The following is a 17,071-nucleotide window of genomic DNA, read 5'->3' as shown; positions in this document are numbered from 1 at the left end:
GTCACTCCTTGACCGCGAGCTCGGCGACGATCATGCACTGCGGCTGCGTCGTGACCGTCCCAGCCGCGACGATATCGACGCGGATGAAGTCGCCCGACGTGCCGTCGATCACGCGCGTCGCGTTGCCGGCGCCGTCGAAGTAGGTGGACGTGATGGCGAGGGCGAAGTTGCCCGCCGCCGTGACGACATCGTTCTTGAGGCTCGTCGCCGCGGTGATCGCGGTGGCCGAGCCGCCCTTGACGGCGAAGACCTGCACCGTGATGGCACCAGAGCCGGCCGCGGCCACGAGCGCGTCGATGGCGAGGGAGAGGATGGAGACCTTGACTCGACCCACGGGGATGTGGACCGAGACGGTCGAAGTCGCGACGGCAACCGTGCCGCCCGTGCCGATCAGTTGCGTATGGGCCAGCACCGGCTGAATGCCGTTCCGCTGCGCAACCTTCGGCCGGAAGAAATCCGTGAAAGCCATGTGGTACGTACTCCCGTCAGTCTGGGGGGACCGACGCACAACGGGCGCTCGGAAGTGAGCGCCCGCTGGCGTCAAGCGTCATGCTGGGTCGGGTTAGACCACGAACCCGTAGTTGCTGGTATCCGTGTAGCCCGTGATGGAACCGTGCGCCGCGCGGTTGGCGGTGCCGAACTCCATGTAGACGCCGAACGAGGTCTCGAACGCGTCGCGGCCGGAGATGAACCGCCACGCGCCGGAATCCTCGAACTGCACCTGCCCGAAGTCCTTCGCATCCACCCAGAGGAGGCTGGGCAGGTGGACGAGGTACACCGTCCCGCGGGGGCACCACACGTCGGAGACGCAGGCGATCCCGCAGATGTTGACGCCGGTGAACCCGCCTTCCAGCTCGATCTGCGAGGACATGTCGAACCGACGCTGCCCGAGGAACGACTCGGCCAGCTTCTTCTCGATGCCCGGCGTGGTGAGGAGCAGGAACTCCTTCGGCGTGCTGCGCGCGTTCTTGCCCGACCGGCCGGCGACCTTCATGATCAGGTCGTAGATGTCCATCTCGGTCGGCTGGTTCGCGTCCGGCGTGTCCGTCCCGGCCACCATCCTGACCGCATCCCAGCGCGCATACGTGCTCTGCGACAGGGAGTGGAGCGAGGCATACGAGCCCCCGCGGTTGGTGATGTTCATCAGCCCGTTCGGATTCGCGTTGAGCGAGGTGTCCGTCGAGAGGTTCGGCGAGGCCGACACGATCACGTCCGTGCCGGTGAGGCCCGTGACCGCCGTGGCGAGCACGATGGAGCAGTTGTCGCCCGAATTGCTCACCGAGGAGATGAGCGACTGGCCGCGGAGCGTGGTCAGGTCCGACGCGTAGACGGCGATCTGCATCCCCGCGTCGAGCAGCAGCCCGCCCTGCCCAGCGCCAGACACGCCGTAGGGGCTCGTCACCACGGCGTGCGTGGTGTCGGCCGAGGAGGCGACGATGCCCTTGATGGCGCGGGCGTCACCGTGCAGCACTTCCTGCATGCCGAGCTCGAAGGCCGACTTGGCCTCGCCCAGCACCTTGCGTGCGATGGAGATGAACGCGGCTTCCTTCGACGCGGTGCCCTTGATGACGAGCCCGTCGAGCTGGCGCGTCACGTAGAGCCGTTTGATGCCGAGGACGAACTGCTTCTCCGTCGCAGCGGCGTCCTTGGCCAGATAACCGGCCTGCGACGCGTTGAGGCCGACGGGACGGGTCAGGACCGCGTCGCCGTAGACGCCGTTGCCGCCCCAGGTGAGGTTATGGGCTCCACCCCGGCCGCCCTTGCGGACGTTGGCCAGGAGGGGGGTGGACTTGGGAAAGATCTCGGTGCGGATGTCCGAGTAGACGTTCTTGAGGACACCACTGATTTCGGTATCAGTGATGACGGTGGGTGCCGGCATGGAAGGGAACTCCTAACTGCGGGATGGAGGGATTAGCCGCCCTGTTGGACCATCCGTCGCACGCGCTCCAACGAGGCTTCGACGGCGTCCTGTGAGGTGCGGATGGGCTTCTCGCGGGGGGCGTCAGGTGCGACGGCGGTGCGGGCCGGGGCCGTGGCGCGGGCCAGTTGCCGCTTGGCCATCTGCGCGTCCGTCTGGGCTCGCTGCACTTGCGCGTCTGCCTGCTTCACCTGCGAGGTCTGAGCGGCCTTGCGAGCATTCGCTCGGGCGGCGGCCCAGTCGGTCAGGTCGGTCTGGACTCGCCGTTCGACTTCGGGGAGCTTGGACGGGGGCACCCACGCCTTGCCGTTCGGTCCTGCTTCGAGCAGGTCCGCGGTCAGGGTGTGGAAGCGGTCCGTCAGCTCCTCCAGATCGAGGAGACCGCGGTACTGCTCGGCCAGCCCGTCGATGACCGGGGCGATCTTCGTCGCGGCGTACTGACTCGCGGCGACGAGGGTCTGCTGGGTCTCGGACTGGCGCTTGGTGTCCTGCTGCTGCTGCCGCAAGGCCGCAGCTTCCTGCTCGGCGCGGACGGCTCTCGCCTCCGGGCTCTGCAATTCGTTGTACTTCTCCACCGCCTGGACGTAGAGGTCCGGGTTCTGGAGCAGTCGTTCGTAGAGGGCGTTGTTCTGTTCGGCCTCGGCCCGCAGTTGCTCGTAGCGCGTCTGCGTCTCGGTGACCTGCTGCTCGACGGTGGGCAGTTTCTCGGCGGCTTCGCGGAACCGCTCCGCCAGCGGGGCCGACTGCGCCATGCGGACGACCTTGTCCAGCGGCACCTTCTCGTATTCCTTGCCGCCCGCCTTGAACGAGACAAAGAGGGGCGGGACTTCCACCTCCCCTTCGCCGTCGTAGAGGGCGAACTGCGTGATCGGCTTCGGCGCCTCCGCGGCCGGCTCCTTGTCGGCTTCCGGCTCGGCGGGTGGGTCCTCACCATCCGGCACCTCCGCGGCGGCCTCTGGCTGGCTCTCAGGCGCCGGATCGCGCTGGATCACGACCTCCGGCTCGGCGTCGCTCGTCGGGATGGCGTAGCGGGCCGCCAGTTGCTCGTCGGAGATGGACTTGAGGTCGAGCGGGGCGGGCGTGTCCGAAGACACGACTTCCACCGCAGGGGCGTCAGAGACGGGGGCAGACGTAGCTGCCGCCGCCGCTGCCGGGCTGGGCATCGGAGTCGTGGACATGGGGATTATGAGGAGTGAGTCCTACAGGTGGCTCATCGCGTCGAACCGCTGGGCCGCTTGCTGCTCGTCGCTCTGGACGGGCTGCGCGGCGACGGACGAGTTCTGCCCGATCACGGGCGCTTGGGCCGGGTCCAAGGGTGCAGGGTCCGGCGGTCCGCCCGGCAGCACATGGGCGGGGTCGTTCGGCGGGGCCGATGGGCCACCATTTGGTGCGCCCATCGGCGGCATCATCCCGCCCTGCTTCATCTGCGCCTGTTGAGCGAGCTGCGTCCACCGCTGCATCGCCACGGCGATGATCTCGGGTGGCAGATCGTCTTGCAGCAGGATCTCCCGCTCCAGCGCATCCTGATGAATCGCTTCGTTATCGACCCAGCGGACTTCCGGCACGGGCTGGCCCTGCCGAATGGCATCGACCACCCGCTGCGCTCTCGCGTCCTGCGTGTCGTCCGGCGTCTCAATGGCCCCAGTGAAGGCGAACGGAAGGCGTCTCCGGTACTCCTGCGCGCTGATTAGCTGGCTCTGGTAGAGCTGCTGGAGCAACGACAGTTTCAGTGTGCGCGGCATCGGCATCAGCGTCTCCGCGTCGATCTCGACCTGCGCCACGCCGTCGAAGTCTTCCGCCGTCAATTGCCGACCGAGGTCCGGCCGCCCCTTGCCCGCAATCGCCATCGTGCGCGGCACGGAGAGCATGGCGCGGTAGATGTGGAGCACGATCTCGCCCCACCGCTGCATCGCATTGGCAGCAGCAGCCACGCCGGGCGCAAAGGTGCGCTCCAGTTGCTCGCGCACGGCCAAGATGGCCCGGCCAGACGCGTCGTTGGAGAAGGAACCACGGGAGGCATCGTTCCACCCCGACTTCTGCTCGAACGTCGTGCGTTCCCGCTCCAGCGCGTCCTTGACGTCGTTGCCCACCGAGAAGCCATTCACCGGGGTCATGGCTTCGTTGATGGAGTTGAAGGCGCCCTTCACTTCCAGCACGCTCGTCGTGCCACCGACCAGCGTTTCCGTGGCGACGACGCCCGACTTCATGAGGAACCGCCCGCCCGCGTTGACGCGGATGGACTCGATCCACTTGGAGACCAGCGCGTTGATGCGGATCTGGTGCGGCACCCAGTCGTTCATCACCGGCTCGGGGAAGAACGCCGGATCGCTCGACCCGTCCGTCATCCGAACGAGGGGAACCACGGAGTAGAGGAGCGGGCCGACGAACACCGTCACGTCGCCGACCGTGATGAGCGTCAGCCCCTTGGGCAAGAACTGGCTCCGCTCGCAGTAGACGGTGAAGCGGTCCACCGTGTCCTGCTCGCGGAACAGCTCATCAATCGCCGGCGCGTCCATGCCGATCCGGTCGGTGCCCATGAGGGCAGCCACATCACTCCCATCCGACTGCCGCTCCTTGCTCACCACCTGCGGGCCGTGCTGGGCGACCGCTTGCGCCGTGGGGATGGTCTCGCGGACGATCCAGTAATGCGGCGCTTCCGTGGCCGTCGCATTGGCACTCACGCGCACCTGTTCGATCCGGTACACGCAGGTCCGGGCGTCGCCCATCGGGGCCTGCTCCGTCTCCGACCACGGCCCTTCGTCGGGGTGCCAGTAGGGGCCGAGGAATGACACCCCATCGGTACCGACCCAGTAGGCGGCTTCCGCCAAGACCTGGGCCATGTCCTGCTCGTGGTAGCTGTACTCCAGCGCCATCTGCTGCGCTTCCGCCTTCTTCTGGCTGTCCACGTCCTGCGTGGTCGGCCGAGTCCTAAAGCCCGGCACCTGCTCGCGGAGGATCTGCACCCGCTGGTCCAGCGCCGGCTTGATGACGTTTTCTACTGCACGCACGGCATCGCGGGGCTTTGGCGGTTCCCGCCACGGGCCAAGGCCACGGGAGGCCACCCACTGATCGCCACGGCGGAAGGCGCGGTTGCGTTCCACCAAGTGCAGCACCTTCTGCATCCCCGCCCGATGGCGGTCCCAGAGCCCTTCCGCCCAGCGGCTCCACGCGTCGTCCGACGGGTCCGACTGCTTCAAGAGGGGGAAGTCGGAGCCGTACAGGGCCGTGGCCGCGCGGATGACCTGCGGATCGCGCACGGCGAGCGGCTGTTCCGCTGGCTCCTGCTCGGCGGGCTCCATGGCGCTGCTGTCCGGCGTTGGGCCGGCGAACTCGCTCACGCCCGACAGGTGCTCGGGGTCGGAGCCGAGGACGGGCTGCGCGGCCTGTTCCGCCATGCTATCGAGCATGGACTCGTCGTCCACGGACCCACGAGGCGGGCGCACCGGAGGCACGGGGCTACTCACGACAGGTCACCCGAGAAGCGAGAGGCCACAAGGGTCCAGTCGCCGAGCTCCGCGTAGGCTTCCCGCATGGCGGTCAGCGTGTCGTCGCGGGCCTGTTCCGTCCCCCACGCCATCGCCGCCTGCTCCAGATGGGCTGGCATCGGTTCCGCCGCCTTCTCCTGCACGGGCACGTAGCGGCGTTCCTGCACGGCCACGAGCCGGTCCAGCAGCGGGAGGATGTCGCGCCAGAGGTAGGAGCCGGAAAGCAGCGCGGCCCCCACGAGGAGGGCCACGGTCAGGAAAGTCTGCATGTGAGGGTCGGTTATCCCGTGACGGCCAGTTCGGCGACGACGCGCAGTTGCGGTTGCGTGCTGATCGTGCTGGACGCCACCAGGTCCACGCGGAGGAAATCCCCCTGCGTCCCGTCGATCACCCGAGCGCCAGAGGTGGAGTCGAAGACGCTGGCGAGCATGGGGAGCGCGATATTGCCAGCCGCCGTCACGACGTCCGACTTGACACTCGTGGCCGAGGTGAGCGGCGAGACCACACCAGCGGCGGTGACCTTGGAGACCTGCACGGTGATCGTGCCTGATCCTGCGGCAGCGACCATTGCGTCCAGCGCGAGCGACAGGACAGCGACCCGCACGCGCCCCACGGGGATGTGGACGGTCACCGTGTTGGAGGCCACGCCAACGACGCCACCCGTGCCAAGCAAGGGGCTCGGGGCGACGACCACCTTGAGGCCGGCGCGCTGGGCCTGCGGGCGCCACCAGTCCACCGGACCGGGGAGGGCGGTCGTGGTGGGCTCACCGGCTGGCACGACCGGCTCGGCCGTGATGGTGATCGTGGAGGAATCCGCGCCGGTGACAGCACCGTCCGAGTCGGTGAAGGTGTAGTGGCCCGTCTCACCGAGCGGGGCATTCACATGCAGGTCAGTGCCGACGAACGTCCACACGCCCGCACTCGCCACCACGCTCGTCGTCCCAGCGGCGACGCCCACCCCACCGGCATCCGGCACCCACGTCGCGGTGATGGTGCTCGTGTCGCTGGTGACCGTGGCGTTGCCGGAATCCTGCACTACGCCGGCAGGCTGCTGCGCGTGCGCGACGCCTGACTGCGTGCTCGCGGAGGGCTCGGTGGTGACGGCGAGGTGGTCGGCGGTGCTGGCGCCGGTGGTCGGCATCTCGACCACGAACACGTCGGTGCGGTGCGCCTTGTCGCCCTGGTTGGAGCCGTAGACGACGAGCAGCCCGTCCCTCGATTGTGTCGTGTGCGGCTCGGTGTAGTAGCCGTTGTAGAACGAGTAGTGGTGCCCGGCGAGCCGGACATCGCTGCCGTCCATCACGACCGACGCGATGCCGTCGTCGCAGACCTGCGCGACCTTCACCACCACCTGATGCGTCGTCCCGTCAGGGGAGGCGCTGTCGGTGCGCCACACGTAGACCGTCGTGCCTGACACGAACCACGAGCCGGCCGTCATCGCAGCGAGGCTCGCCGCGGGCGTCAGCCGAGCCGCGATCGTGTTCCCATCCGAGGCGAGCTGTAGGACGTCATTGACGCCGGTCGTGCCCTGCTGGTACTGGTAACTGAACGTCGCCTGATAGATGGAACCGCTGTTGAGCGACCACGCGCCGGGCGTGACCTTCCCGTTGATCGCGTTGACGTCGATGATGGCGACCTGACTCGTGCCGGTCGCGGCCTGATCGACGTACTGCCCTGAACGGTGCGAGCCGCCAACGCTCGCGCCGAACTGCGAGTCGGGCAGCACGGAGGCGAGCTTCGTCGCGTCGATCGCGACCGGCGAGGCCGCCCGTCCACCCGAGAGCGGCGTCGGGGTGTAGGTCTGCTGGTAGCCGAAGGCGGTGTAGGCATCGGCCCCGAGGAACAGTCCCTTCATCGCCTCCGTGTGCGACCACTGCGTGCCGGTCGGGAGCGTGTCGGAGAAGGTGTCGGTCTGGAGATCCCAGTAGCAGACGTTCCGTCCACTGGCCAGCACCATCAGGACGTAGCGGCCGTTCTTGTCGAAGTGCGGCTCGTCGATGTCGTGTCCGAACGTGGCCGTAAAGTCCGCCACGTAGATCGCGTCGGTCGCGGCGGTCTGCGAGTCCCACGCACAGATCGCGTCCCCGAGGATGAACACGAACCAGCGGTCGTTGATGTCCGTCTGGACGTGCTGCAACTGGGTCCCCCCCACCCCAGCCTTCGCCGCCAAGGCCGTGAAGTCGGCGGGGAAGTTCCCGCTCGCGGCCAGCGCGTTCGTTGCCGTGTTGTAGCGATAGAGCGTGAGCCCGTTCGCGTAGTAGGCGATCTGCGGCGTGGCGGCGTTGTAGCTGAACGTGCCCCGCAAGTCGGAGTTCCACGCGTTCGACGCCCCCGCCCGCCGCACGTTCGACGGCCCGCCGCCGCGCTGGAAATCGACCAGATAGCCGGACCCGGACGTGCCGTCCTCGACGTAGAGCGTGTATTGATCGCTAGCCGCCCCCCACGGGCCGGAGACGTGGAGCCCCGCCGACGAGTAGGGGGTGTTGATGCCCGACGTCCCACCCGATGGGCTGGAGGCATCGGTCAGCTTGCAGTGCGTCAGGCCGGTCGTCGGATCGGCGAACCGGAATCCCGCCGCGGCCGACTTGACGCCCAGCGCCGCATAGGCCGCCCAATCTGGCTTCTGCCGCGCCGCGACCGGGAGCTGCGTGCGGTCCAGAGTGACCGTCATCTAGCGCGCCTCCCCAGCCATGTGCATGTTCCCCGCATGCCGGAACGTCGTGAACGGGAACGGTTCGCATGGCTGCCCACGCGCCTGTCGGACGGCACGTGGTGCCATCTCCGCTGGTACGTGGCGACGGAGATCCTGACCGACCCGGAGCCGGAGCCGTGGGGCAGCCAACAGCCGCAGTGGGAGACGGTCGCCCGCCGCGTTAGCTAGGGCGTGCGTCGATTCCCCTCGCTGGACGGCCTTAGAGCCGTCGCGATTCTGGCCGTCCTGCTCGGCCACCTGACCGGCACGCGGTCCTTTCCGGCGAGCCTGAGCCCGATCCTCAACGGCCCCTACGTGGACCTGGCCGCGCTCGGCGTCCGCGTCTTCTTCGTGCTGTCGGGCTTCCTCATCACGGCGCTGCTCCTCACGGAGTACGAGCGGAGCGACACGATCCGACTCGGCCGCTTCTACCAACGCCGCGCCCTGCGGATCGTGCCGGCCTACCTCGTCTTTCTTGGCGTCGTGGTCGCGCTCGCCGCCTGGGGTGCGATCGCCGTGCCCGCGAACGATCTGTGGCGTGCCCTCACCTACACGATCAACTACGACACGCACCGCGCGTGGCCGGTGGGCCATCTGTGGAGCTTGGCTGTCGAAGAGCAGTTCTACCTCGTCTGGCCGGTCACGCTGCTCTGGGCGGGCCGTCGTCGCGCGGTCTGGATCGCCGCCGCGGTGGTCGCCCTCGTGCCCGTGATCCGCGTCCTGGACGCCACGACAGGTCATCTCCTGCTCATCGGGACGAGCTTCGAGACGACCGCTGACGCGCTGGCGACCGGGTGCCTGCTCGCCCTCTGCCGCGAGCGGTGGATGACGCATGACTGGTACGTCCGCGCGATCCGGTCGCGCTGGCTCGTGCCCGCGCTGCTGCTCGCCGGGCTCGCCGTGAGCCTGCGCTACCGGCCCGGCCTGCTCATCGGGGAGACGCTGGTGAACGCGGCCATTCTCGTCGCGCTCGAGCATGTCGTCCGCTGGCCTGAGGGCTACGCGGGCCGGCTCCTCAATCACCCGCTCGCCGTGTGGCTCGGCGGCATCTCCTACGCGCTCTACCTCTGGCAGCAGCTGTTCCTGAACCGGACAAGCGCCGCCACGACCGCCAGCTTCCCACTCAATGTGGCGCTGGCGGTGGGCTGTGCCGTGGTGAGCACGTACCTGATCGAGCGGCCGTTCCGTCGCGCGCCGGCTCACGGCGTCGTCACCGTGTAGTTGTCGAACAGGCCACCGGCGAGGCCGCCCATGTACATGCCGTCCTTCGTGTTCGCGGCAAGCGCAGCGTTCGGCGTGAGATTGCCACCGCCAGCGATGGTGACGTCGTTCACCTGACAGGTAAACGTGCCGCCCGAGATGATGACCTTGAGCACGTCACCGGGCGAGAGCGTCTGCGCCGGGCTGATGACGGCGGCCCCGGAGCCCGCGATGACGGATTGCAGGAACAGCGTGCCGGACGAGTAGTAGTAGCGGTAGTAGTTGCTGCTGTTCGCGTACATGAACGCGAGGCCGTGCGCGTTCGTCAGGTCGGCGAGCTTGACCGAGATCGTCCGGTTGGCCGTCGCGGAGTCGATGAAGGCGACGGAGACCGTGCTCGCGCTGGTGGCCTGCGAGCCGTTCGTGCTCCAGGTCCCGCTGCTGACCGCCCACGCCTGCCCAGTGTCAGCATTGCCGAGCGACGAGGCGTTCGTGCGGGTGAACGAGTCAGTAATCGCCGCAAAGCCACCCGCCGCCGTCGTGAAGGACGCGTTGGCACTCCACGCCGAGTAGTTCCCCGCCGAGTCCTTGTACCGCACGCGGGCGATGTAGGCCGTCGAAGCGGTGAGGCCCGTCGCCGCGTAGCTCGTGAGGTTGCTGGCGTCGTCGCCCGTCGAGATGACCGGCGAGGCATAGCCGGTATCGGCGCTGGTCGTGACCTGCCACTGGCTCGCCGCGTGGGTGTCGCCGTCGAAGTCGGAGAATGCCGAGCCGGTGAGCGTCACCCCTGAACTGGTGGGCGTGCCCGCAGAAACGGTGGGCTGCGCCGGGTTGTGGTTCACCCCGGCGCCCGCCTGCCGCCGCCGCCTACGCTGAAACAGGAACATCAGAGCGCCGACGCGTCCGCCTGGTCGAACACGAGCGCGCTCGCCGCGTTGACCACGATCTTCAAGATCCAGATCCGCTCGCCCCGGAGCGTCGTGACGCTGGTCGTCGCCTGCGTGTTCGCGGTCAGCGCCGTGACACTGGTCGCCGTCCCCTTGATCGTGATGTTGTCCGACAGGGTGGCGTAGAGCGTGATCGTGTGCGTCCCCGTCACCGTGGAGGCGCGGAGCGTCACGTCCAGCGCCGAACAGCCCGCCGTCGGGATGGCGTAGTAGTAGGTGCCCGGCCCGAGCGAGCCCGCCCCGGCGAGCGGCTGCGTCGCGGACACGGAGCCCGTGTTGCCGTCCAGGTCAGTGCGCGCCAGCGTGCCACTGACGGCGACGTTGGTGCCGGTGATCTTGCCTTGCCAGCCGGTCGCGGCGTGGACGAGTTGGCGTTCGCGAGTGGGAATCATGGGGGCGGGTTGACCGAGGGAGGGTTGGGTGGGTTACGACTGCTGTTCGCGCATCGCGCGCTGGATGGCCTTGCGGGCCTTGCGACGCTGCCGGCCGGAGGCGCCAACGATCTGGGCCAGCGCCCGCTTGGCGTCGCCCTTGTCATTGGTCACGGGGACGAGCCCACGAGCGGCCTTGGCCCGTTTCAGCAGCTTGCGGTAGAGCCGACGATTTTGCTGTTGGATGGTGCGAGCCAGCGCGACGCCGTAGTCCTCTGCGGATGGCTGAAACAGGCCGCGGTTCGGGCGTAGCTGAACCCGAGAGAAGTCTTCGCGACGCTCGGCGAGAAAGTCGTCGCGGATCTCGCTGCCGATCAGGTCGAGCGCGCCGGCGCCACTGACCACCGGACTCACGGGCTCACCTCGAGCGCGAGTCCGCCCTCATGGTCCACGACCTTGACCGAGAGGCCCGTGAGGTCATGCGCCGCGATGAGGGGCGCCAGATCGGCCTCGAAGGCCCGCTGTGAGGCCGCGTCCCGCTCCTGCTTGGCGCGCGTGGCAAGCGTCACGAGCTGCACTTCCACGGGCGAGAGGGCGATCGTGCTCACTTCGGCACCACGATGGAGAGCACGCCCTTGGGGGGTGGGGCGTCGCTTGGCTGCTTGTGCGTCAGCGTCAGGTAGCGCGTCCCCTTGGCCGCGTTCGTGTCGGCCACCGTGTCCTCCACGGCCAGCTCGGCACTCCGCTCGGTGCCCTTCGGCTCCTTGTGCTCACCCGCCCGCATCGCGCGGTGGAACGCCTTCGCCTCGTTCATCTTGAGCACGAAGGGATGCGTGGATTTGCCCATCTCAGAACCCCCACGAGGAAATGCCACCGCCGCCGATCTCGGCCTCGCCCGTCGTGTCGATGAGCGGGACGAGCGCGTTGGCGTCGTGGCCCGGCTGCCACGGGTCTTGGTGCTTGGCGGGCTCCGTCGGCAGCGGAACACGCGTGGCGAGCGCATAGCGCACCATGTCGGCCCCGTCATCGCCGCCCTTGCCGTCCTGGTCCGCGTCCACCTTGAGCGGCTTGTTGATGTCGTTCGGGTCGGGGACGATGGACTCCAACTGCGCCACCACCCGCCGATTGCCCGGCGTGTCCACGATGTAGAAGCCTTGGCTCCGGCTGTCGTCGGACAGCGCCATGAGCCGGCGCACCACTCTCGCCCCATTCGCCCGGTCGTTGTCCGCCAGCGTCAGGTAGACGCCATGCGCGGCAAAGACTTCCTGCGTCGAGACGCCCGGCGCCCCACGGGCCATCGGCTTCGCCCGCACGTCATGGCCGGCGTACACCTCGACCATCTGCGCCAGCACGAGCCCCTGATCCGTCCAGCACCGCTTGCAACCTTCGGCCAGTTCGTCGTCCTGCTGGCGGCGCATCCACGCCGTATCGAGCAGGATGATCGCCCCTTCCTTCGTCCGGCAGAACACACCGAACGTGGCCCAGTGCGCGAACCCCCAGTCGAAGGCGCCCCAGTATTCCCACCAGGGCGGCAGCGTCTCCGGCAGGTCGGCCCGCGGAACGACGTGGCGCTTGCGCTCAAGGTCGTAGAACCGCCCACCCATCACGCCCAGTTCGGCGTCCAGTTCCTGCGCTGCGGTCGCGGAGCCTTCGGGATACTCGGCGCGGAGCGTCAGGATCTCGGCGCGCGGGATCTTCGGGTTGTCCTCCGTCCGGTTGTGGAACGTCGCCCACTCCGGCCCCAGTTCCCCACGCTCCGACCGCTCGCACAGCACGTTGAAGTAGGACGGCACCCGCTTGAGCGCGTTCCCGTCCAGTCCCGCGTTGGTCGTGGAGCCGAACATCGCCCACCCCTGCCGGTCAGCCAAGGCGGGACGGATGACGGCGTTCCAGCCGTACTCCAGATCCCAGTAGGCCGACTCGTCGCAGAGTGCCGCGTCCAGCTTCCAGCCACGCGCCGCGTCGATATTCTCGGCCGACAGCAGTTGCAGCGAGCCTAGACCAGGGATGGAGACCCGCTTCTCCACTTCGGACACGTCAGCCCCCTGCACGGCTGAGAAGCGCGGACGGATCTCCTCACGCCAGATGGCTTGCGCCTGCTTGTAGTCCGGCGCGAACCACGCGATTTGCCCGCCCTGGAGCATCCCCTTGAACTGACGCCGTGACCCACGGCCTGCCGTGCCGGCGATCAGTTCAGCGCGCGACTTCCCCGTCCGTCGGCCAGCCCGCCAGAGCAGGAACCGCGCGTCTGATGCGAGCACCGGCACCTGATGCGGCAAGGGAGCGGGGAGGCGCAGCTCACTCATGGGTGAAGATCACCTTGAGCGGTTCGCCGTCCTTGCCCGACAACTGGACATCGGTGGGCAGCAGCTTGACGTACAGCTTGTAGAACTCGGTCGGGTGCTCCTTGCCCCACGTCACGAGCGAGGGCACGCCGCCCATCTTCTCGAAGGCGTCGATGAGCGCCTGCTTGACCGAGGCTGTCGTCTTGTTGAGCGAGCCCTTCTTGCGCCCCTTGCCAGCAGCCGGCGGCTTCCGGCGCGCAACAGACGTCACTTGTTTGCTGCCCCGTTCGGTCACTATGGCCGAACCTCGGTGTGGCCCTGACCGGTCGTGGGGTCGGTCACGTCGCACACCTGCTGGCCCGTCACCCACGGTCCCTGCGGGGTCTGGATGACCTGCGGGTGGCACGAGACGAGGGGCTGCGGAGCGGTGGGCTCGGTGCAGCTCGTGGCGAAGGCCAGCCCGAGCAGGATGCCCAGTGTGAGAGCGAGCTTGCGGGAGGGGGTCACGCGGCGGCGTAGCAAGAGACCTGTTCCCGCACCCACGTATTGAGCGTGCGGCTCCAGGCCTGCTGGGCGTAGGTGGAGCGCCAGTCGCCAACCAATCGGGCGACGCGGAACGTGCGGTGGATCACCAGCAATTCGCGCTCGATGGCGCGGTCCCGCTTCTTCCGCTCGGCCTTGGTCACGCGGCCATGATGGCGCGGGCCAGCGCGTCCCGACCGGAGCGACGCGCCTTCTGCGCAGCCCAGCGGCGACGGTTGGCCTTCCGGGTCAGCGTCTCACGAGCGAGCGGCACGGGCAGGGCGCCGTGCGGATGCCCAGAAACGAAAATGTCCTCCCAATCGAAGGAGGACGTCGGTAGGCAATGCTGGCCGGTCTCGCGGGCGATCTTGAGGTTGCGTTCCTCGGCAGCCACGGAGACCGCCTCGGCGCGCTCTGGCTCGTCGAGCCATTGCGGGACAATGATGTCAAGCACGGTCGTAAGATGCCGCGCACGAGCGGTGTTGTCGTGCCCGCAAAACTACCTACACGCGGCTAGGCGGCGTGACGCGTCTCGGACTCCGCATCCTCCACCCATTGCCGGATTGCCCGACGACGGGCGACGGTGGCACGAACCGCCCCGATCTTTCGGGCGATGCGATCGAGGTAGGACTGGACGGTGCGGATGCTGATTTGGAGGATGTCGGCCACTTCCTTGTCGGCCAGATCCTCGGCAATCAGTCGCGCCACCTCCATCTCACGCGCTGAGAGGCGGGCGCTCATGGCGGCGTGGGCTCGGGTGGCTCGCGGTGCCCGCAGAACACGCACGTTCCTCGAGGATCGCGCCAGCCATGGGAACAGGTCGTCGGGTCACGGCCTGAGGTGGGGACGCTGAAGGTGGGGCGCTCGAAGTGCGTCATGCGGCAGCGTGTGAGGGGAGGGCGAGGTAATCGGTGATCGTCTGTCGGGCGTCGTCCCAGCCGACGCACAGATGGGCGGCGTAGCCCTGCTCTCTCAGGGCTTGGAGCCACTGGCGCTGCTCCGGCGAGGGACGGCCCCCCTTGGCTTTCAACTCGATGAACAGCCCGTGGAACGCGCCACGCGGGACGGGGAGGCAGATGTCGGGAACGCCTTTCTTGCGGCCTTCCGCCTTCGCTCTGGACCCCGAGCGCATGCGGGCGACCTGCGAGCCGTGGAAGCCCGCGAAGTTCGGCACCGCGAAGCACAGCCCCAACTCGGGATGCCGCGGCGTCTCCAGCGCGATCCACTGGAACAGCAGGGATTGCTCTTGGTGCTCGGTGTCGCGGCTCATGCGGCGCGCACCCGCCGGCTGGGGGTGAACACGGTGTCGTCCGACAGCACCACCTCGTGCGGGCAGTCCAGACAGCGGAGGACGGTTTGGCGGTGCGAGCCGATCCGGTAGGAGCCATACGGGGTCCGCGTCGTCTTCACCACGTCCCGGCTTTCCACAGTCTCCCGGTGATACCCACGGGCGCAGCAGCCCGCACGCCACAGCTTGAGCGCAATCGCACGGAGCGTCACCCACACGGCCCACGCCAGGATCAGCGAGCCGACGAATCCGAGCGCTTCCCCGATCAGTCGCATGGCGCCTCCGGGGGGACGGCCAGCGTGGCGCGGATGCGGTCGCACAATGCCCACCCGCGCTTGGCGTCGAGGCCGTCCTCATCCACGATCGCGGCCAGAATTGCCGACTCGCACTCCCGCAGCAGCGCCTCGGCCTGCTCCTGCGCGGCGCGCTCGGCGGTGAGGGCTTCGGCCATTTCGCTGCGGCCCAGTGCGAAGGCGGCAGCGCAGGGCGGATCGTTGCGGACGTTCCACGTCATATCGGCTTCACCCTGCGGTCCGAGCGCACGGCGGGCCAACTGAGCGAGCTTGTGGACGGCATCTACCGCCGGGTCCAACTCAGCGAACCCGTAGGCGTATGTCGCCATGAACATCAGCGCGCGGTTCGACCACTCGCTCACCTGTTGGAGCGTAGCCGGCGCGGTCGTGCCGTCGGTGGGGGGCACGGCGGGGGTGGGCTGGCAGGTCGGGCACGCACCGATGCTCGTGCAGACGAGCTTCTTCCCGCTGCATGTCGGGCACGGCGGCTCGGCGGCGGGCGGCGTCTCGGCGGGGGCGGCCTGATAGCGGCGCGAGTGCGGGGCGAAGCGCGGCAGGCCGTCCTCCGTGTTCACGCACGGCGAGCCAGCCGGTGCCGCACACACCGGACACGCGGCCAGCAGCGGTTCCGGCGTCCTCGCCGCCGGGGCGGGGGTGGCGTCAGTCATTGGGCACCGTCCCGGATTGGGGGATGATCGGCACGCGGCACGAACACGCCACACACGCAGTCACCGATCATGCACTTGTATGGCGGCAGTCCGTCGTGCGAGCCGAGATAGTGCCCGCACACGACGCACTTCTCGCGGTCGCGGGTGTACGCTGGTGTCGTCTCAGCCATCGGTCGTCTCCGTGAGGGGGGCGGCAAAAGCAGAGGGCTCATCGTCGGGACCACGAAACGCGTTCAGCGCCAAGTCGAGGTCGCCCATCGCCACCTCCATCGGGAGGCCGCGCTGCCACGTCTGCAACGCCGCGTCAGCCGCCCACAGCAGCACCGAGTTCGACCGCTTCGGCGTATCCGCCGCGCCCGCCTCCAGCGCGGCGCGCAGCTCGGCCACGGCGAGACAGTTCTCGCAATCGCCAGCGGAACAGCCTTCGGTGTTGCAGCGGTAGATCGGCGTGCGCGGCTCGGCGGCGGGCGGCGTCTCGGCGGGGGCCGACAAGGACGCCGTCTTATTGTGCGAACAGTCAGGACACTGCCACCATGACCCTCCGTCGGTTGGAAGGGCCGGCAGGACGCCGTGCAGGGGGCAGAATCGGTCGTGAACCGAGGCTGATCGAGCGGGCCAAAACTCGTGATAGCACTCGGTTTCTCCGGGCGCGCAGCAATCCTGACAATGCGACTTGCCGGTACGTGTCGGCCGATGCTTACTCGCGGCGTGCCCGCAATGACACAGCGTCGGTTCCGGCGTCCCTGCCGCCGGGGCGGGGGTGTCAGCCATTGGGCACCTCGGGCAGAAACTCGCGCCGCATGGCAGCGACGACGCGGGCGTACTGCGTGGCGGCCCATGCTTCTACCTGCGCCTTCACCTCGTCCTCGGTTTCCGCCTCGAACTCCTCCATCGCGAGCGCCTGATACTCGGGATCGCCGTCCGCGTCGAAGTAGTCGAGGTGGATGGACGCGTTGGCGCTCGGCTTGATGTCTCGGTTCGTGTTCGTGCCGAACTGCGTGACGCCCCGCTCGTCGCGATACATCATCGAGAACCCGCCACCACGCGGCCAATAGCGCGTGCTGATGCTCACCAGTGTGCCGTCGAAGTCCTTCTTCCCTTGACAGTCGTCGGTCCACTTCGCGGGAATCCGCATCTTCGTCGTCGTCTCAGCCATCGGTCGTCTCCGTGAGGGGGGAACGGGCGGCGGCGAGGGGTTCCGCGTCGGGGCGCTGCGCGTGGCGCTCGCAGCGGGCAAGCCACGAGTGGCGCACATAACCGTTCGGCATGACCTGCCTGAGCGGGACGCGGTGCGTGGCCGCATTGGGGCACTTCCCCTTCCCTCGGCCCATCCCAGCGGTGCAGCGCGTGTGCATACCGGCCGTAGAGCGCGTGTCCGCCTCGCCCGCCTCCAGCGCGGCGC

Annotated in this window: 24 protein-coding genes and 2 pseudogenes; 3 read left to right on the top strand and 23 right to left on the bottom strand. The window is 68.4% G+C overall.

Features of this window, described 5'->3' with window-relative positions; translation table 11 throughout:
* Position 1: 1 nt before the first annotated feature.
* From ACTHNC_RS13840 to ACTHNC_RS13815, 6 genes are all read right to left on the bottom strand, one after another.
* Positions 2–469: a hypothetical protein gene (locus tag ACTHNC_RS13840; RefSeq protein WP_440295189.1), complete on the bottom strand. Its 468-nt coding sequence runs from the start codon at positions 467–469 to the stop codon at positions 2–4.
* A 93-nt stretch (positions 470–562) separates the two neighbouring features.
* Positions 563–1,879: a hypothetical protein gene (locus tag ACTHNC_RS13835; protein WP_440295188.1), complete on the bottom strand. Its 1,317-nt coding sequence runs from the start codon at positions 1,877–1,879 to the stop codon at positions 563–565.
* Positions 1,880–1,911: 32 nt separating this feature from the next.
* The gene (locus tag ACTHNC_RS13830) at positions 1,912–3,081 is read right to left on the bottom strand and encodes a hypothetical protein (protein ID WP_440295187.1); all 1,170 of its coding nucleotides are present in this window, start codon (positions 3,079–3,081) and stop codon (positions 1,912–1,914) included.
* A gap of 36 nt (positions 3,082–3,117) precedes the next feature.
* Positions 3,118–5,340: a hypothetical protein gene (locus ACTHNC_RS13825; RefSeq protein WP_440295186.1), complete on the bottom strand. Its 2,223-nt coding sequence runs from the start codon at positions 5,338–5,340 to the stop codon at positions 3,118–3,120.
* Positions 5,341–5,378: 38 nt separating this feature from the next.
* Positions 5,379–5,672: a hypothetical protein gene (locus ACTHNC_RS13820; RefSeq protein WP_440295185.1), complete on the bottom strand. Its 294-nt coding sequence runs from the start codon at positions 5,670–5,672 to the stop codon at positions 5,379–5,381.
* An 11-nt stretch (positions 5,673–5,683) separates the two neighbouring features.
* On the bottom strand, positions 5,684–8,074 hold the full coding sequence (locus ACTHNC_RS13815; RefSeq protein ID WP_440295184.1) for a hypothetical protein: 2,391 nt from the start codon (positions 8,072–8,074) through the stop codon (positions 5,684–5,686).
* A gap of 36 nt (positions 8,075–8,110) precedes the next feature.
* Here ACTHNC_RS13815 and ACTHNC_RS13810 point away from each other — a divergent pair, with 36 nt between their 5' ends.
* Complete coding sequence (locus ACTHNC_RS13810) at positions 8,111–8,284, top strand: hypothetical protein (protein WP_440295183.1); 174 nt, start codon at positions 8,111–8,113, stop codon at positions 8,282–8,284.
* Between the two features lie 3 nt (positions 8,285–8,287).
* On the top strand, positions 8,288–9,316 hold the full coding sequence (locus tag ACTHNC_RS13805; protein ID WP_440295182.1) for an acyltransferase family protein: 1,029 nt from the start codon (positions 8,288–8,290) through the stop codon (positions 9,314–9,316).
* On the opposite strand, the gene ACTHNC_RS13800 is transcribed toward ACTHNC_RS13805, so the two are convergent.
* The 14 genes and pseudogenes from ACTHNC_RS13800 to ACTHNC_RS13735 form a co-directional block, all read right to left on the bottom strand.
* Entirely contained in the window at positions 9,295–10,137 is an 843-nt protein-coding gene (locus ACTHNC_RS13800) for a hypothetical protein (RefSeq protein ID WP_440295181.1), read from the bottom strand. The genes ACTHNC_RS13805 and ACTHNC_RS13800 overlap by 22 nt on opposite strands.
* 44 nt (positions 10,138–10,181) lie before the next feature.
* On the bottom strand, positions 10,182–10,634 hold the full coding sequence (locus tag ACTHNC_RS13795; protein WP_440295180.1) for a hypothetical protein: 453 nt from the start codon (positions 10,632–10,634) through the stop codon (positions 10,182–10,184).
* 33 nt (positions 10,635–10,667) lie between these two features.
* Positions 10,668–11,027 (bottom strand): hypothetical protein, encoded by a 360-nt coding sequence (locus ACTHNC_RS13790; RefSeq protein ID WP_440295179.1) that lies wholly within the window; start codon positions 11,025–11,027, stop codon positions 10,668–10,670.
* Positions 11,024–11,221, bottom strand: a complete 198-nt coding sequence (locus ACTHNC_RS13785) for a hypothetical protein (RefSeq protein ID WP_440295178.1) — start codon at positions 11,219–11,221, stop codon at positions 11,024–11,026. The genes ACTHNC_RS13790 and ACTHNC_RS13785 overlap by 4 nt, the downstream gene beginning before the upstream one ends.
* Positions 11,218–11,460 carry a hypothetical protein gene (locus ACTHNC_RS13780; RefSeq protein WP_440295177.1) on the bottom strand — a complete coding sequence of 81 codons (243 nt, stop codon included), beginning with the start codon at positions 11,458–11,460 and terminating at the stop codon, positions 11,218–11,220. The genes ACTHNC_RS13785 and ACTHNC_RS13780 overlap by 4 nt, the downstream gene beginning before the upstream one ends.
* A gap of 1 nt (position 11,461) precedes the next feature.
* On the bottom strand, positions 11,462–12,919 hold the full coding sequence (locus ACTHNC_RS13775) for a hypothetical protein (protein ID WP_440295176.1): 1,458 nt from the start codon (positions 12,917–12,919) through the stop codon (positions 11,462–11,464).
* On the bottom strand, positions 12,912–13,193 hold the full coding sequence (locus ACTHNC_RS13770) for a hypothetical protein (RefSeq protein ID WP_440295175.1): 282 nt from the start codon (positions 13,191–13,193) through the stop codon (positions 12,912–12,914). Before ACTHNC_RS13770 ends, ACTHNC_RS13775 begins: the two co-directional genes overlap by 8 nt.
* Positions 13,193–13,405, bottom strand: coding sequence for a hypothetical protein (locus ACTHNC_RS13765; protein WP_440295174.1), 213 nt, complete (start codon positions 13,403–13,405; stop codon positions 13,193–13,195). The genes ACTHNC_RS13770 and ACTHNC_RS13765 overlap by 1 nt, the downstream gene beginning before the upstream one ends.
* Positions 13,402–13,584, bottom strand: a complete 183-nt coding sequence (locus tag ACTHNC_RS13760; RefSeq protein WP_440295173.1) for a hypothetical protein — start codon at positions 13,582–13,584, stop codon at positions 13,402–13,404. Before ACTHNC_RS13760 ends, ACTHNC_RS13765 begins: the two co-directional genes overlap by 4 nt.
* Positions 13,581–13,874, bottom strand: coding sequence for a hypothetical protein (locus tag ACTHNC_RS13755; RefSeq protein ID WP_440295172.1), 294 nt, complete (start codon positions 13,872–13,874; stop codon positions 13,581–13,583). The genes ACTHNC_RS13760 and ACTHNC_RS13755 overlap by 4 nt, the downstream gene beginning before the upstream one ends.
* 178 nt (positions 13,875–14,052) lie before the next feature.
* A pseudogene (locus ACTHNC_RS13750) lies at positions 14,053–14,152 on the bottom strand (LuxR C-terminal-related transcriptional regulator); the annotation flags it as partial.
* A 142-nt stretch (positions 14,153–14,294) separates the two neighbouring features.
* On the bottom strand, positions 14,295–14,690 hold the full coding sequence (locus tag ACTHNC_RS13745) for a VRR-NUC domain-containing protein (protein WP_440295171.1): 396 nt from the start codon (positions 14,688–14,690) through the stop codon (positions 14,295–14,297).
* Entirely contained in the window at positions 14,687–14,983 is a 297-nt protein-coding gene (locus ACTHNC_RS13740; protein ID WP_440295170.1) for a hypothetical protein, read from the bottom strand. The genes ACTHNC_RS13745 and ACTHNC_RS13740 overlap by 4 nt, the downstream gene beginning before the upstream one ends.
* Positions 14,974–15,363, bottom strand: a complete 390-nt coding sequence (locus ACTHNC_RS13735) for a hypothetical protein (RefSeq protein WP_440295249.1) — start codon at positions 15,361–15,363, stop codon at positions 14,974–14,976. Before ACTHNC_RS13735 ends, ACTHNC_RS13740 begins: the two co-directional genes overlap by 10 nt.
* Before the next feature lie 25 nt (positions 15,364–15,388).
* Between ACTHNC_RS13735 and ACTHNC_RS13730 the strand changes: the two genes are divergently transcribed.
* Positions 15,389–15,526 carry a hypothetical protein gene (locus tag ACTHNC_RS13730; RefSeq protein WP_440295248.1) on the top strand — a complete coding sequence of 46 codons (138 nt, stop codon included), beginning with the start codon at positions 15,389–15,391 and terminating at the stop codon, positions 15,524–15,526.
* 26 nt (positions 15,527–15,552) lie between these two features.
* Here ACTHNC_RS13730 and ACTHNC_RS13725 read toward each other — a convergent pair.
* From ACTHNC_RS13725 to ACTHNC_RS13715, 3 genes and pseudogenes are all read right to left on the bottom strand, one after another.
* Positions 15,553–15,669 (bottom strand): annotated as a pseudogene (locus ACTHNC_RS13725) (hypothetical protein); the annotation flags it as partial.
* A gap of 162 nt (positions 15,670–15,831) precedes the next feature.
* Complete coding sequence (locus tag ACTHNC_RS13720; protein ID WP_440295169.1) at positions 15,832–16,161, bottom strand: hypothetical protein; 330 nt, start codon at positions 16,159–16,161, stop codon at positions 15,832–15,834.
* A 271-nt stretch (positions 16,162–16,432) separates the two neighbouring features.
* Positions 16,433–16,825, bottom strand: coding sequence for a hypothetical protein (locus tag ACTHNC_RS13715; RefSeq protein WP_440295168.1), 393 nt, complete (start codon positions 16,823–16,825; stop codon positions 16,433–16,435).
* Positions 16,826–17,071 lie beyond the last annotated feature (246 nt).

This window comes from Humibacter sp. (assembly GCF_051954055.1).
Lineage (GTDB): Bacteria > Actinomycetota > Actinomycetes > Actinomycetales > Microbacteriaceae > Humibacter.
This window is presented reverse-complemented; position numbering and strand designations above follow the sequence as displayed.